At 72.3% G+C, this 14,484-nt stretch carries 11 protein-coding genes and 1 tRNA gene; 3 read left to right on the forward strand and 9 right to left on the reverse strand.

All coding sequences use genetic code 11. The annotated features are described in order from the left end of the window. Positions 1-67: 67 nt before the first annotated feature. On the reverse strand, positions 68-319 hold the full coding sequence (locus K7787_RS14680; RefSeq protein ID WP_019979990.1) for a Smr/MutS family protein: 252 nt from the start codon (positions 317-319) through the stop codon (positions 68-70). A gap of 211 nt (positions 320-530) precedes the next feature. Beyond that, entirely contained in the window at positions 531-1,061 is a 531-nt protein-coding gene (locus K7787_RS14685; protein WP_223001646.1) for a GNAT family N-acetyltransferase, read from the reverse strand. Positions 1,062-1,170: 109 nt separating this feature from the next. Between K7787_RS14685 and K7787_RS14690 the strand changes: the two genes are divergently transcribed. After that, positions 1,171-1,245: transfer RNA gene (locus K7787_RS14690), tRNA-Leu, on the forward strand. Positions 1,246-1,505: 260 nt separating this feature from the next. Here the strand turns inward: K7787_RS14690 and K7787_RS14695 are convergent. The 5 genes from K7787_RS14695 to K7787_RS14715 all read right to left on the reverse strand — a co-directional run bounded on the left by K7787_RS14695 (position 1,506) and on the right by K7787_RS14715 (position 8,158). Beyond that, positions 1,506-1,889 carry a DUF6009 family protein gene (locus tag K7787_RS14695; RefSeq protein WP_019979988.1) on the reverse strand — a complete coding sequence of 128 codons (384 nt, stop codon included), beginning with the start codon at positions 1,887-1,889 and terminating at the stop codon, positions 1,506-1,508. A gap of 208 nt (positions 1,890-2,097) precedes the next feature. Beyond that, on the reverse strand, positions 2,098-3,660 hold the full coding sequence (locus K7787_RS14700; RefSeq protein WP_043262158.1) for a DNA primase family protein: 1,563 nt from the start codon (positions 3,658-3,660) through the stop codon (positions 2,098-2,100). Then, the gene (locus tag K7787_RS14705; protein WP_443742880.1) at positions 3,657-4,868 is read right to left on the reverse strand and encodes a bifunctional DNA primase/polymerase; all 1,212 of its coding nucleotides are present in this window, start codon (positions 4,866-4,868) and stop codon (positions 3,657-3,659) included. The genes K7787_RS14700 and K7787_RS14705 overlap by 4 nt, the downstream gene beginning before the upstream one ends. Before the next feature lie 441 nt (positions 4,869-5,309). Next, positions 5,310-6,902 carry a ParB/RepB/Spo0J family partition protein gene (locus K7787_RS32445; protein ID WP_223001647.1) on the reverse strand — a complete coding sequence of 531 codons (1,593 nt, stop codon included), beginning with the start codon at positions 6,900-6,902 and terminating at the stop codon, positions 5,310-5,312. Continuing rightward, a complete protein-coding gene (locus tag K7787_RS14715; RefSeq protein ID WP_009192478.1) occupies positions 6,899-8,158 on the reverse strand; it encodes a ParA family protein in 1,260 nt (419 codons plus the stop codon). The genes K7787_RS32445 and K7787_RS14715 overlap by 4 nt, the downstream gene beginning before the upstream one ends. A gap of 611 nt (positions 8,159-8,769) precedes the next feature. Between K7787_RS14715 and helR the strand changes: the two genes are divergently transcribed. Continuing rightward, positions 8,770-10,917: an RNA polymerase recycling motor ATPase HelR gene (gene helR, locus K7787_RS14720; protein WP_223001648.1), complete on the forward strand. Its 2,148-nt coding sequence runs from the start codon at positions 8,770-8,772 to the stop codon at positions 10,915-10,917. A 208-nt stretch (positions 10,918-11,125) separates the two neighbouring features. Here helR and K7787_RS31735 read toward each other — a convergent pair whose 3' ends face one another. Beyond that, positions 11,126-11,695 (reverse strand): BlaI/MecI/CopY family transcriptional regulator, encoded by a 570-nt coding sequence (locus tag K7787_RS31735; protein WP_372456645.1) that lies wholly within the window; start codon positions 11,693-11,695, stop codon positions 11,126-11,128. A 734-nt stretch (positions 11,696-12,429) separates the two neighbouring features. Between K7787_RS31735 and K7787_RS14730 the strand changes: the two genes are divergently transcribed. After that, positions 12,430-14,139, forward strand: a complete 1,710-nt coding sequence (locus K7787_RS14730; RefSeq protein ID WP_223001649.1) for a carbohydrate-binding module family 20 domain-containing protein — start codon at positions 12,430-12,432, stop codon at positions 14,137-14,139. Between the two features lie 173 nt (positions 14,140-14,312). Here the strand turns inward: K7787_RS14730 and K7787_RS14735 are convergent, their stop codons facing one another. Further along, complete coding sequence (locus tag K7787_RS14735) at positions 14,313-14,468, reverse strand: VenA family class IV lanthipeptide (protein WP_009192482.1); 156 nt, start codon at positions 14,466-14,468, stop codon at positions 14,313-14,315. Positions 14,469-14,484: the final 16 nt, after the last annotated feature.

Raw genomic sequence — 14,484 nt, forward strand, 5'->3', positions numbered from 1 at the left:
GCGCACCGCGCGAACCGCCGAGGTTCCGGTGTCCGCGACCGTCGCCGCCCCCCGTCCTCGCGTCGGCTCAGCGCGGGGTGAAGTGCACCAGCACCCGCCCGGTGTTGGCCTCGCTGACCTCGACCCGGTCGTAGAGCTTTTTGATGTGCTTCTGGCCGAGGAAGGCGAGTACCCGGTTGCGGAGCTGTCCCGTGCCCTTGCCGGGGATGATCTCGGCGACCGGCTCGCCCGACCGGTGCGCCCGGAAGACGAACTGACGCAGTGCCAGTTCGATGTCGCGGTTGTTGCGGAACAGTGGATGCAGATCCAGGCTCAGCAAGGCGTCTTCTCCTCGGTGCACGGACGGGGCGGGCATGCGGAAAACGCCGTCCTCGGGCGACGGCCCGCGTCCCCTCGTTTTCAGCTCATGGCCTCATCCGTCGATCCTGACCACCGCACCGCCGGGACGCGGCCGCCGCCGGTGCCCCGCCCGCTGCTCTTGCTGCGCCTGGTGACGGTCGTCGGCTCTCGGCGAGGTTCCCTCTGGGCCCTCAGATGTCCGTGGCCAGCCGGGCGTGGAGTTCGACGTCGTAGCGGACGCCGTCGTACTCCAGCTTCCGGCGCTGGAGTCCCTCGACGGCGAAGCCGGCGGCCCTGGCCACGCGGCAGGAGGCCGGGTTGTTGACCCGATGCCCCAACTCCAGCCGGAACAGGCCGACTTCCTCGAAGGACCAGCCGGCCAGCGCCCGGCAGGCGCGGGACGCGACGCCCCGGCCGCGGGCCGCCGCCAGGGTCCAGTACGACACCCATCCCGTCCGGTGGCGCCGGTCCACGGCCCCCACCGCGACGTTGCCGAGCACCGTGTCCGCTTCGTCGGTCACGGCGAAGGCGAAACGGGCGCCGGAGTCCCACTGCGCCGCCTCGGCCGCGAGCCAGCGCCGGGCCTCGGCCGGTGACGAGACGGGTTCGGCGGTCTGCCACGCCATCGACGGCTCGGCGAACGCGGTCAGCACCGCCGGTACGTCCGCGGCCTGCCAGCGGCGCAGCCGCAGGCCCTCGGCCGTGTCCACATGATCACGCATCCTCCGGAGTCTGCCGCAGCCGAGTCCGGCTGCCAACGCCCCGGAGCGGGGGAGGGGTGGTAATCGGCTGGTGGGCCGTTCCGGGAGGAGCGTATGATCATCTTCAAGGGCGGGGTCGTAGCACAGAGGTAGTGCGCCGCGACAGCATCTCGGAGGACGCCGTTTCGAATCCGGCCGCCCCGCCCCCTTCTCAAACTCTGCTTCCCGAACTCCGCCCCGCGGAACAGCGGCCGGGAAACGGCGAGTTGGGCCCCTGCGACAGCGGCGGCCACCGGCCCGCACGCGGAGAGCCGGTGACCGCCGGTCGTCAGTTCTTCCAAGCCCCTCCGGGCCTCTGTACGGCCCTCAGGGCTACGTCGAGGCCCGTCTAGCCCCCTGATCCCGTACGGGCCCTAGGGGGGCCGGGGGAGGCCCCGTAGGGCCTTGCCAGGCCGCGCAACGGCCTTACGGCGTGGAGGACGCCATCGCCACGGGACCCCGCTGCGAGCGGGGCGTCTTCGCGCCGGGCTTGCCGGGTTCGATGGTGCGCGGGTCGATGGCCTCGCCCGGGGCGCCCTCGCGGTAGAGGCCGTCCGGCAGGCTGTCCCGGTCGTGCGGCAGCAGGAAGAAGACCCGCCGCTTGTACAGACCGCTGTCCGGGTCGGGGGCGGCCTGGTCGTCGAGCAGGGCGTAGCCGACCATGCGGCCGTCGCGGGCGTAGGGCGGCTTGGTGTTGCGGCGCTTGGTCTTGTCGAGCGCCTGACGGACGTAGTCGAGGTTTTCCGGGTTCTCCAGCCACACCACCTCTTCCTCGTGGATGAGGTCGCTCTCGGTCAACAGCGAGCTCATGGCTGCAGCCCCTCCTTCATCGGCTCGGTCCCCACCTTGGGGGACGTGGCCCGGCATGTGTGCATGTGCGCTCCACGGTGGCCTGCGCACCGGCCAGTGGCGGGCCGCTGTGTGGCGGTCGCCGTGTGCGGGGCCCGGTCACCATGGTAGAGCGCATGCGGACGGCGGTGTAGGCCGCATGCTAGGGAGTGCCCGAAAGCGACTGTCATCATGCCTGTTCCAGCAGTGCGATACCGGGGTAGTACTTGCGTCCGTTGGACTTGATCATGTCGGCCGGCGAGGCCACTCCGACCTCCTGCCGGACGCGGTTGGCGAAGGCGCGCGGGGTGGCGGGCCGGATCCCCTCGCCCGCGTGGCACCAGGAGCTGTACTCCGTGTAGAGCAGCCCCTGCTCGACCCGCAGGTCACGTGCGTTCTCGCCGTCACGGGTGCAGCACTCGGCCAGGAACCGGCCGATGTGGTCCTCCGTCGAGGCGTAGGCGGAGGTCGCGATGCGCACCCGGTCGGGGCCCTCCAGCGGGTCCCGGGTGGCGAGGTAGCGCTGAGCGCCCTCGATCAGCCACTGCAGGATACCGGGTCCCTCGTCGCGGACCAGTTCGAAGGCCAGATTGTCGATCCGGCGTTCGGCCGGGACGGTCCGGGTGAAGGGCAGCAGGCGGATACGGCGCCAGAAGGCGAACCCGCCCGTGGACACCTCGGGCCGGTGGTTGCCGAGCAGCCACAGGTGGTGGGTGGGCGTGAAGGAGAAGTAGTCCTGCCGCATCCGGCGCGCCTTGATCTTGTCGCCGCCGGTCAGCAGCCGCACCCGGGCCTCGTCGAACTTGTCGTTGGGCTTCAGCTCGCTGCACACCACCAGCCGCCGCCCGTGCAGTTCGGTCAGCTCCGTGGAGTGCTCGGAGAAGGCGCCGCGGTCCATCAGGAAGCCGGGCGGGGCGGCGTCGGCGTAGTCGCCGAGGATCTGGATCATCGTGTCCAGCAGCACCGACTTGCCGTTCTTGCCCTCACCGTGCAGGAACGGCAGCACCTGCGCGCCCACGTCGCCGGTGATGGAGTAGCCCAGCATCAGGTGCAGGAAGTCGATCATCTCCCGGCCCTCGGCGTCGTCGCCGAAGGTGTCCGCGAGGAACCGGTGCCAGCGGGGCGTCTCCATGCGCTGCGGGGCCACACTGGTGGCGCGCGAGTGGAAGTCGCGGGTCGGGTCCGCCTTGCGGATGTGGCCGTTGTGCAGGTCGACCACGCCGGCGGGCGTGCACAGCGCGTACGGGTCGCCGTCCAGGTCGTCGGGGTCCACGGACAGGTCGGGGGAGGCCTTCGCCTGGGTCAGCAGCGCCTTCATGCCGGCCGTGGACAGGGTGCGCCGCTTGTGGTGGGCGATCTCCCGCTCGCTGAACACACCGCGCGGATCGCTGTCGGGCATGTCCTCGGCCATCTCGCCCGCCGCCCACAGCGCGGCCTTCTCGCCGCCGCCGCGCTTCCACCGGTAGCCGTCCCACACGAACCAGCCGAGGCCCTCCACGTGCCGGAACTGGTCGCGGTGCAGCCGCACGAACAGCCGCGCGTTGCCGCGATCGGTCAGCGAGGGCGGCAGGGGAGCGGTCGGCATGCCCGTGCCCACGGGGCGGGGCGCGGTCGCGGCGGCGTCCGGGTAGGCCTGCGGGGGCACCAGGGCGGGCGAGGACTGTTCGACCGGCTGCTCCAGCATCTGCAGGTCGAGCATCTGCTGCGCGGCGGCCTGTGGGTCGAACCGCGGCGTGCTCTCGGCGCTGCTCATGAACGTCCTTCGAGGTGGAGCGGACGGGCGGACCCCACGGCGAGGGCATCGTCGACGATCGCCTCGTTGCGCGCCTGCTGCCACGGCCTGGCGTGCTGGGCGACCCGGACGAGCCGGTCCCGGACCACGGTGTGGTCCAGGTGCCCGGCCGCGATCAGTCCGCCCGCGGTGTAGGCGGCCCGGTTGAGCTTCTCCGTGAACGCGGTGCCCTCGCGCGCCTCGGCGCAGCGGGCCACCTGGGCGATCAGCGGATCGAGGATCCGGTGCGCCGCGCCGGTCCGCGCGGCCCGGCGGGCCGGGGGCACCTGACCGGAGCGGGTGGGCCGCCGGGCGGCCGTACCGTCCGGGGCGCCGCCCGTCCCGGCGTGCGCCGCGCCCTTCACAGGCCCGGCGCCCTCCGCCGGCCCCGCGCCCTCCGCAGGGGCCGTCAGCGGCCCGTCCGGAGGCTCGGACGGCGCCGGGGCGACGAGGTGGCCGGTGCGGACGAGTTCGTCGCGCAGCCAGTCCGGCAGCGGCGCCGGGAGGCGCGTCGAGCCGACCGGCCGGTACACGCCCTGTGCCGTGCGGGTGGTGGGCGCCACGATGTAGCCGCCGTCGGCGCGGACGTCCACCTGCCAGGCCAGGGCGGCCCTGCTGCCCGAGCCGGTGGAGCAGCGCAGCCGGGTGTCCGGATCGGGGTTGCGGTACCACACGTGCAGACCGCCGGAGGGCGTACGGACCCTGAGGGTGTCCTCGTCGGCGGCCGGGTCGGGGCGGCCGCGGTAGGCGGCCAGCAGGGCGAGGGTGTCGAAACCGGAGGCCAGCCCGGCGAGGCTCACCTGCTCGGGGATGGCGATGCCGGGCAGCAGCCGGGCGCGGTCGGGCACCTCGGCCGCGTGGGCGTCGATGTCGATGACGACCAGCCCGGCGGGGCCGCAGGCGACACCCACGCCCGCCGACGGGGCGGCGGTCCACCACGCGTCGATGCGCCCGGGGTCGGTCGTGGCCGCGTGGAAACCGTGGCAGGGACGCCCGGCGGGCAGACAGGGGCAGTCCGCCGGGGTGTGCCGGCGAGCGCGGCACTCCGGGCAGTTGGCCGCGGGTGTCTTCCGTCCCGGGGCCAGCGGATGAACCGGCCAGCCCTGGGCGGCGCACCACCGCGCGACCGAGCGCGGCGGCACGGGGCCGCCCGCAGCGGTGCGTTCGCTGATCTCACCATGGCGCGGCACGCGAATCGTCCTTGTCACATCTCGTCTTCGGTCACTCCACGGCGGCCCGGTCGGGAGGTGACGCCCTGTCAGGGACCGAAGGGACTGTAATCCAGAAAGAGTGTAGGGCTCACCGGCCCAAAGGATCCCGCAGCCCCCCCGCGTGCCGTTTCTATCAGTTTTCTCGGTCCCTTGAGTCCCTTGGTCCCTGGGTGGGAGTCACCATGCGGGTGAATTGCCCGCACTTGACCCTGCTGAGGGGTGTCCGGCACCCTGCCTCCCGGTGTCACGGAGCCGTCCGGAACGGCGGTCTCCCTATCGGGCTCTCTTTCAGGACCGGGTCCCTCCGGTCCCTGGACACACCTGTCCTGGGCCCCTGACCGGCGCGAACGACGCACGGACAGCGGCCCCGTCGGGCAGGGACGCAGGGTTTTCGGTCCCTGGTTCCCCGTCCGCCTCGGCTCAGGCACTGTCCTGACGCGCCGCGTCACGCTGCCGCTGGTGCTCGTTGAGCAGCTCCAGCATCCTGTCGAACGCGGTGTCCGGCATCTTGCGGATCAGATGGTGGGCGAGGAAGACCCCGTCGTCGTAGGGAAGCCGGGGCGGGAGGGCCGCGTCGGGGCCCGCGTGGTCGCCGTTCACCCGCTCCTCCTGCGGGTGTTCGCTCTCCGCGTGATCGCCGTCCGCGTCCGTCCCTGCGCCCCGGGGCTCCGGGACGCCGTCCACGGAAGCGGTGGACGCCGGGGCGGCGAGGGCCGACGAGGGACCGGAGGGACCCGCGGCGGGAACCGGGGTGAGGTGTGCCGGGGACACCGGACGCTGCTCGCCGTTGTCCTGGGACTCCGCGGGACCAGGGACCGCCGATGCGGCCGGCCCCGACCGCTCCGTCTGCTCCGTCCGCCCCGTCTGTTCCGTCCGCCCCGTCGCACGCGCCGGCTGCGTCGCCTCGGCCGATACGGCGGGCGGCTGCACGCCCTCGGCTTCGGCTTCGGCGTCGGCCCCGTGCTCGGTCTCGGTCTCGGTCTCGGCGCGCGCCTCGTCCGCGTCGGACGGTGCCTGCCCCTCCCCTCCCCCGGCCTCCGGCTGTCGCGGCTCCTCCCCTCCCCCGGACGAAGGAGCCTGCGAAAAACCGTGCGAGGAAGAAGAGAAGTCGTCCGCACGGCCGGGCGTGTCGCCCCGGTCCGACGCCTGCCCGGTGGCCTCGGCGTCCTCGCTGACCGGGGCGGCCTCAGCGGTGGGGGAGGGGTCGGCCGCCGTGGCCTGGTGGGCCGCTGCGGGCTGGTCGGCGTCGGCGGGCTCCTCGACGGCCGCGGCCTGCCGCTCCCTGCGCCGCTCCGCCTTCTCCGCCTCCGCGCGCGCCTGCTCGCGCTTGAGCGCCTCCAGGGCGGCCTCCTGCTCCTCCGGGGGCTTGTTGCCCACGGCGCGCAGCAGATCGATGCGCTCCTCGCCGATGCGCTCCTGCAGTTCGGGGGCGAGGTTCAGGAGGGCCAGCCGCTGCGACACCCAGCCCTGCGACTTGTGCAGCCGCTTCGCCAGCTTCGTCTGCGTGCCGTGGATGGCGAGCAGCCGCTGCAGCGCCCTGGCCTCGTCCAGGGGCTCCAGCTCCTGGCGGTGCACGTTGGCGACGAGGGCGGACTCCAGGATGGCCTCGGAGTCGGCTCCCTGGTCGTCGTCCACCATCACGTTCAGATGGGTCAGTCCCGCCTCGCGGGCCGCCGCCAGCCGGCTGCTGCCGTCCACGACGACATGGGTGGCGTCGGGGGCCAGTTCGGCTTCACGCTCGGGGTTGGCCTTGACGTAGGCGTCGCGGTTCATCACCGTGATGGCCTGCTTCTGGCCGTGTTCGCGCAGGCTGCCGGTGAGTTCGGTCAGGTCGCCCAGGCTGGTGCGCGGGTTGTCCGGGTTGGGGCTGATGCGGTCCAGGGGGAGCCGGGTGGGCGGGGCGACGCCCTCCGTGGGAACTCCGGTCGCCGCGCCGATCGCCGCCCGGCGTGCGCTGACCGGTCGTGCGGTGGCGCCGAAGCGGCCCGTTCCGAGCTGGTCGGCCTTGCTCATGAGATCTCCCGTGCGAGGGCCCGCATGCCCACCGCCTGCTGCGAGGAGGGGGCGTACGACAGAAGGGGCTGCTTCATGCGTACGGCCTCCTTCTGTTCCTTGAGGTCGCTGATGAGTCCGACCACCCGGGGGTCCTTTATGTCGACCCAGCCCTGGAGGGAGGACGTGGCGATGTAACCCCGGCGGCCGTCGTAGAGGTTGACGACGATGCCCAGGTAGTCCAGGTCCAGGGCGAGGTCGCCGCGCAGGTCCTCGATCTGGTTGGTGAGCAGGTCGTAGGCGTCGGCCGAGCTGTCCTCCGCCTGGACCACGATCAGGGCGCCGGACTGGCCGGGGCGCTCGCCCTCGCGGCGCCGGCCGTAGTAGGCGGCGGCGTCCATGCTCAGGCCGAGGCTCGGCGGGCAGTCGACGAGGATGACGTCGTAGTCGCTCTCCAGCGGCAGCAGCGCCCGCTCCAGCGCCGCCTCCCGGGCCCGTACGGCCGACAGGCGCACGTCGAGCAGGAAGGCGTCGTGGCAGGCGGGCAGCAGATGGAGCCGGCCGCCGAAGGTGTCCTCGTCGATGGAGACGATCAGGTCGCGCAGATCGCCCTTGGGGTCGCCCGCCATGTGGTTGGTGAGGCTGTCGCCGTTCATCGGCAGCGGGGTGGCGCCGAGTTGGTTGGTCAGGTGGCACTGCGGGTCGAAGTCCACCAGGAGCACCCGCAGCCCGAGACCGGGCAGGCTCTCCACGTCCAGGGGGTCGCTGTCCGCGCCGTCGGCGATCTGGTCGCTGGCGCGCAGGGCCGTGGAGAGCGCCTTGGCCACCCGCACCGGGTGCAGCTTGCCCGGGTCCTCCGCCAGGGCCTCGCCGACACCGGCCGCGATGGCGGTCTTGCCGACGCCGCCCTTCTGGTTGCAGACGATGATGCGGCGGGTGACGGCCGGCCGCTCGATGTCCGGCGCCGGGGTGGTGTCGAGCCACAACTGCACCGACTGCGCCAGACCCTGGATGAGGGAGACCCGCCGGTCGGCGGCCACGTCGCGGAACCTCTCCCACTGACCCTCGGGCAGGAAGGTGGAGAAGGAGTCGGCCCCTGCGGTGTCGACGGTGGCGGGTGTCGAGGCGAGGGCGAGCCATGCGTCGATGCCCTGTTCCACGGCCGTCTGGATCTCGACGCCGTGCTGGGCGGCCCTTACCTTGAGGTTCTGCCGGAGCCATCCCGGCAGTTTGGACACGACCTTCTCGCGGTCGCTGGAGGTGGCTGGCGAACTCATGGGGGACACCTTACTAACGTGCTTGATCATTCGCCGCAGCGACACGTTAGAAAGCAAAAAGAGACGATGAGTTACTCCTCATTTGTCCCCATTGCCCCATCAACAGGCCGCCTCTGAACGGGAATCAGGTGTCTCGGGAGGAGCCGGGCGGGGGGAACGCCGCTGACCTCGGACGGCGTGTCGGCCGACGCGGAGGACCGGGCGCGGACCGACTCCGGGCGCGGTGCCGGACGACCCCCGGCGCGATGTCGGAGACACCCGGTGGGACAGTTCGGGTGCGTACGGATACTCGAAGAGGGAACGGGGCGCGGGGAGCGAGACGTTCCGTTCCGCGTCCGCGTCCATTGTGATCGCGGACCGCGTCAGGCTCCGCCGAGAGGTGGCGCAGGCGCTTGGGAGAGAGGGTGCGCGGGGCGGTCAAAGGGAGCAGTCACTCCTCGCCACTCTCAACGTATAGCGCACAGGGGGGCTTGCGGCAAGGCCCCGGTCATGGCGCAGAATCGCACGCCTGGCCCACCCACCTGCGGAAACGAGGGACTCACCGAGTGCACTCCCTGTCATCACCGGGCAGCGCGGACCATGCGGGCGGAACTCTGAGCGGAGCAGCTGACATGACCTCCTTGACCACCAGCGTGTTCGACCTGCCCGACCGCCTCGCCGCCAAGGCGGACCCCGGGCTGATCGCCGGCGACGAGCGGCACTTCGCGGCCATCGCGACCACCCTCGAACAGACGATCGTCGAACTGTCCGCACAGCTCGACGCCGAACTGCGGGCGCCGGGCGGCGTCGGCCGGCACGCGATGGACCGGGACGCGGAGGTGCACCGGCTCACCGCCCGGCTGCGCACCCTGCGCCGCTTCGGCGTGGACCTGTGCCTGGGGCACATGGCCGGCGCCGACGACGCCGAACCGGTGTACGTCGGACGGCTCGGCCTCACCGACAGCACCGGCCGCCGGCTGCTGGTCGACTGGCGCTCCCCCGCGGCCGAACCCTTCTTCGGCGCCACCCACGCCCACCCCATGGGCCTGGCGAGCCGCCGCAGATACCGCTGGACCCGCGGCCGGATCACCGACTACTGGGACGAGGTGTTCACCGCCGACGGGCTCCGGCGGCGCGCCGCCCTCGACGACCAGTCCGCGTTCATCGTCAGCCTGGGGAGCACCAGGTCGGCGAAGATGCGCGATGTGCTCGGCACCATCCAGGCCGACCAGGACGCGGTCATCCGCGCCGGATCGCGCGGCGCCCTCGTCGTGGACGGCGGCCCGGGCACCGGCAAGACGGTGGTCGCCCTGCACCGCTCCGCCTACCTCCTGTACTCCGACCCGCGCCTCGGCCACCGCCGCGGCGGTGTGCTGTTCGTCGGCCCGCACCGCCCCTACCTGGCCTACGTCGCCGATGTGCTGCCGAGTCTGGGCGAGGAGGGTGTGCAGACCTGCGTCCTGCGGGACCTGGTCGCCGAAGGAGCCACGGCGGTGGAGGAGACGGACCCGGAGGTGGCCCGCCTGAAGTCGTCGGCGGACCTGGTGAAGGCGATCGAGAAGGCCGTCAGGTTCTACGAGGAGCCGCCCACCGAGCCGATGACGGTCACCACGCCCTGGGCCGACGTCCGGCTCACCGCCGACGACTGGGCCGAGGCCTTCGGGGCGGCGGAGCCGGGCACACCGCACAACGAGGCCCGCGAGCACATCTGGGAGGCCCTGCTCACCATCGTGGCGGACAAGCACGACGCCGAGGTGTCGCCCCGGCTGCTGCGCCGGGCGCTGGCGCACGACGAGGAGCTGACGGGGGCCCTCTCCCGCGCGTGGCCGCTGCTCGAAGCGGCCGACCTGGTCTCGGACCTGTGGTCGGTGCCCGCGTATCTGCGTATGTGCGCGCCCTGGCTGAGCCGCGAGGAGGTGCGCACCCTGCAACGCGCCGACGCCAAGGCCTGGACGGTGTCCGACCTGCCGCTGCTCGACGCGGCCCGGCAACGCCTCGGCGACCCGGCGGCGGCCCGGCGCACCCGCCGGCGCAAGGCCGCCCTCGCCGCCGAACGCGAGCGGATGGCCGCCGTCATCGACACCGTGCTCGCCGCCGACGACGACGGTGAGGGCGCGGTGACGATGCTGCACGGGGAGGACCTGCGGAACAGCCTGGTCGACGAGGGCGCGCTGCCGCCCGCCGAACCCGACCTGCTCGCCGGGCCGTTCGCACACGTCGTCGTGGACGAGGCGCAGGAACTGACCGACGCGGAGTGGCAGATGCTGCTGCTGCGCTGCCCGTCCCGGAGCTTCACCGTCGTGGGCGACCGTGCCCAGGCCCGGCACGGGTTCACCGAGTCGTGGCGGGAGCGGCTGGAACGGGTCGGGTTCGACCGGATCGACATCGCCTCGCTGAGCGTCAACTACCGCACCCCGCAGGAGGTCATGGCCGAGGCCGAGCCGGTCGTCCGGGCCGCCCTGCCGGACGCCAACGTGCCGACGTCCGTCCGCGCCGCCGGCATCCCCGTCCGCCACGGGTCGGTCACGGAACTGGAGTCGGTGCTCGACACGTGGCTCGCCCGGAACGCGGACGGGACCGCCTGCGTCATCGGTGCCCCCGCGTTCCGGGAGAGGCCCCGAGTCAGGTCGCTGACACCGCGGTTGGCGAAGGGACTGGAGTTCGACCTGGTCGTCCTGGTCGATCCGGAGGAGTTCGGCGAGGGTGTCGAGGGAGCGGTCGACCGCTATGTCGCGATGACGCGGGCGACCCGGGAACTCGTCGTGCTCACCAGCTCCTGAGCGAAGATCCGGCGAGGTGTGCCGGGGGTGTGCTGAGGGGTGTGCAGGCGGTGCGCCGGGGCGGGGGCCGTGCCTCTGCGGACGGCCCACGCCCGGCCCCACGTGTGTGCACGAAGGTGTCGGCACGGGTCGGGTGTGGCCTGCGACGGCGGACGGCGACGGGGTGCGGCCGCCGGCGGCCGGGGCCACATGTGCCCGCGCCGCCGGATCAGGCGGCGCCGGCCTGCGCCCCGTCCTTCTCCTGTCCCACCACGGTGTACATGACCGAACGGCCCTGCTTGTGCCGCTGGATGCGCCCCTTGGCGACCAGCGCCTCCAGGGTGTTGCGGACGACCTGCGGGGTGGGCTCGCGGTCCGGGTGCTTGGCCAGCAGCTCCTCGCGCAGCTCGGCGGCCAGCCGCGGCTCGCTGTGCCCGCCGAGCAGGTCCAGCAGCAGGTCGCGCAGGAGGATCTGGGACTCGTCCTTCTTCGCGGCGGCCTTGCCGGTGCTCTTGGCGGCGGTCTTCGCGGCGCCCTTCGGGGCGCTCTTCGCCGTGCCCTTCGCGGCGGGCTTGGCGGTGTTCTTCGCGGCCCGCTTCTTCGCGGGGCTCTTGGGGGCGGCCTTGGCAGCGGCCTTGGGGGCCTTCGCGTCCTCGGCGGCGTCCTCGCTCTCGGCGGGCGCGGGCCGGCCGGCCGGGGCGCCCTCGGCGGAGGTGTCCGGTGCGGCCGCGGCCGGCTCCGGGACGGACGGCGCCTGCCGGGGGGCGGGCTCCGGCTCGTTGCGGGCCTGCTGCGGCACGTGTGCCGCGTCGGCGGCGGGGTGTCCCGCGAGGCTCAGGATGTCCAGCAGCAGGGTCTCCTCCTGCTGGAGGGTTTCCAACTGACGTGTCAGCTCTTGCTGCTGACGGCGGTTCTCCGCGAGATCCGACGCCGCTTGCTCGGCATACCGCGACCGGACCGTGGCGGTGGCTGATTTGGTGGGCACAGCCGTTCACTCCCTTTGTGTGGATGACGCTGCGCATGCTACTGGGGTGTACGGGCCGTGCCGAGGGCCGGGGACGAAGCGGGGTGCGCGGCGCGGGCCCGCGACACCCCCGGCCACATGGGCCGACGAGGTGTGTCCGGCCGGTTCGGGGCGGTGGGAGCGCCGCCGGAAAACCGCCGTATCGAGTGGCGTCCGCGCTTTGACGGGACGGGTTGCGCGCCCTGAGGCTCCGGCCCGCCGGCCGGGCGCGTTGGGGCTGGGGGTGTTCACCGGCCAACCCCGCGGCCGGGGGCCGGAGTTCGATGAACGTAGCATCGTTGAAATCTTTGCGAAAGGTCTTGCACCGGGTCGGCTCGGTTGTTGCCTGCTGAACTGTCGTTTCTACGCGAGGGGTTGACCGCCGGTGCACCGCGCCGTACGGTCTCGGCCGCAATCTCTTGCAGCAAGAACCAGCCCGCGGCAAGGGACGGCACACGGCCTTCTCCGGCACGGCGCGTTGCCTTCGAGGCTGCTGCTCCGGTACACCCCACTTCACCACTGGAGAAACCATGGCCAGAAAGACCGTGGCCGCTGCACTCGCCGTACTGGCGGGAGCCGCTGCGGCCGTCACGGCACCCACGCCGGCGCAGGCGAGCGCGCCCGGCGGCAAGGACGTCACCGCGGTGATGTTCGAGTGGAACTTCGCCTCCGTCGCCAAGGCCTGCACCGACGAACTCGGCCCCGACGGCTACGGCTACGTCCAGGTCTCCCCGCCCAACGAGCACATCCAGGGCAGCACCTGGTGGACGGCCTACCAGCCGGTCAGCTACAAGATAGGCACCAAGCTCGGCGACCGCGCCGCTTTCAAGAACATGGTCGACACCTGCCACGCGGCGGGCGTCAAGGTGGTCGCCGACGCCGTGATCAACCACATGGCGAACGCCTCCGGCACGGGCACCGCGGGCTCGTCGTTCTCCAAGTACGACTACCCCGGCCTCTACTCGGCGGCCGACATGGACGACTGCACGTCGGTCATCAGCAACTACGCGGACCGCTGGAACGTGCAGCACTGCGAACTGGTGGGCCTGCCCGACCTCGACACCAACGAGGAATACGTCCGCAGGACCATCGCGGGCTACCTCAACGACCTGCTCTCCCTCGGCGTCGACGGCTTCCGCATCGACGCCGCCAAGCACATCGCCGAGGACGACCTCGCGAACATCAAGTCCCGGCTCACCGACCCTGGCGTCTACTGGAAGCAGGAGACCATCGGCGCCGCCGGGGAGGCCGTCCAGCCCTCCGAGTACTACAACACCGGCGACGTCCAGGAGTTCCACTACGCCTACGACCTCAAGCGGGTCTTCACCGGCGAGAAGCTCGCCGAGCTGAAGAACTTCGGCGAGGCCTGGGGCTACGTGCCCAGCGGCAAGGCGTCGGTGTTCGTCACCAACCACGACACCGAACGCAACGGCGCCACCCTCACCTACAAGAACGGCGCCGCCTACACCCTCGCCCATGTCTTCATGCTGGCCTGGCCCTACGGCTCCCCCGACGTGCACTCCGGCTACGAGTTCACCGACAACGACGCCGCCGGACCGGACAACGGACAGGTGGGCGCCTGCTACACCGACGGCTGGAAGTGCCAGCACGCCTGGCGCGAGATCGCGAGCATGGTCAAGTTCCGCAACACCGCCGCCGGGACCGCGGTCACCGACTGGTGGGACAACGGCGGCAACCAGATCGCCTTCGGCCGCGGCGACAAGGCGTACGTCGCCATCAACCACGAGGGCTCCTCGCTGACCCGCACCTTCCAGACCTCGCTGCCCGCGGGCGACTACTGCGACGTGCAGAGCGGCAAGGGCGTCACGGTGAACTCCGCGGGCCAGTTCACCGCCACCCTCGGCGCCGACACGGCCCTCGCCCTGCATGTGGGCGCGAAGACCTGCGGCGGCGGCACGAGCGGCGGCGACGGCGGCGGGAGCACGGCCACCGGCGCGTCGTTCAACGTCAACGCGACGACCCAGTGGGGCGAGAACATCTACGTCACCGGGAACAACGCCGCCCTCGGCAACTGGAACACCGCGAGCGCCCTCAAGCTGGACCCGGCGGGCTACCCCGTCTGGAAGCTGGCGGTGTCCCTGCCCGCCGGCACGTCCTTCGAGTACAAGTACCTGCGCAAGGACGCGAGCGGCAACGTCACCTGGGAGAGCGGCGCCAACCGCACGGCCACCGTCGGCTCCGGCGGCCTGGTCACGCTGAACGACACCTGGCGCGGCTGACACCCGTCGCCGCCCGCGGCCGACGCGCGCCGCCGCCCCGAGTGGGCCGGGGCGGCGGCGCGTACGCACGGCCGAGGGGTTCGGACCCCATCAGCGGGTCCGAACCCCTCAGGAGCGTTCCGGCCGGCCGCCGTCATGGACGCCGGCCCGCCGGGGCTCGCGATAACAAGCGATCAGGCGCAGGTTATGCCGATGCAGATGGTGTTCAGCGCCGTCAGCAGACCGACGCAGGCACACGTGCCGCCGTACGAGGCGCCGTCCATCTCGACGGGCTCCGTCTCGGGGAGGGCGTGCAGCTCGGCCAGCAGTTCAAGGTCCAGGTTTTCCATGGGTGTTCCTTTCTGT

This window comes from Streptomyces sennicomposti (assembly GCF_019890635.1).
In the GTDB taxonomy this organism is placed as follows: Bacteria; Actinomycetota; Actinomycetes; order Streptomycetales; family Streptomycetaceae; genus Streptomyces; species Streptomyces sennicomposti.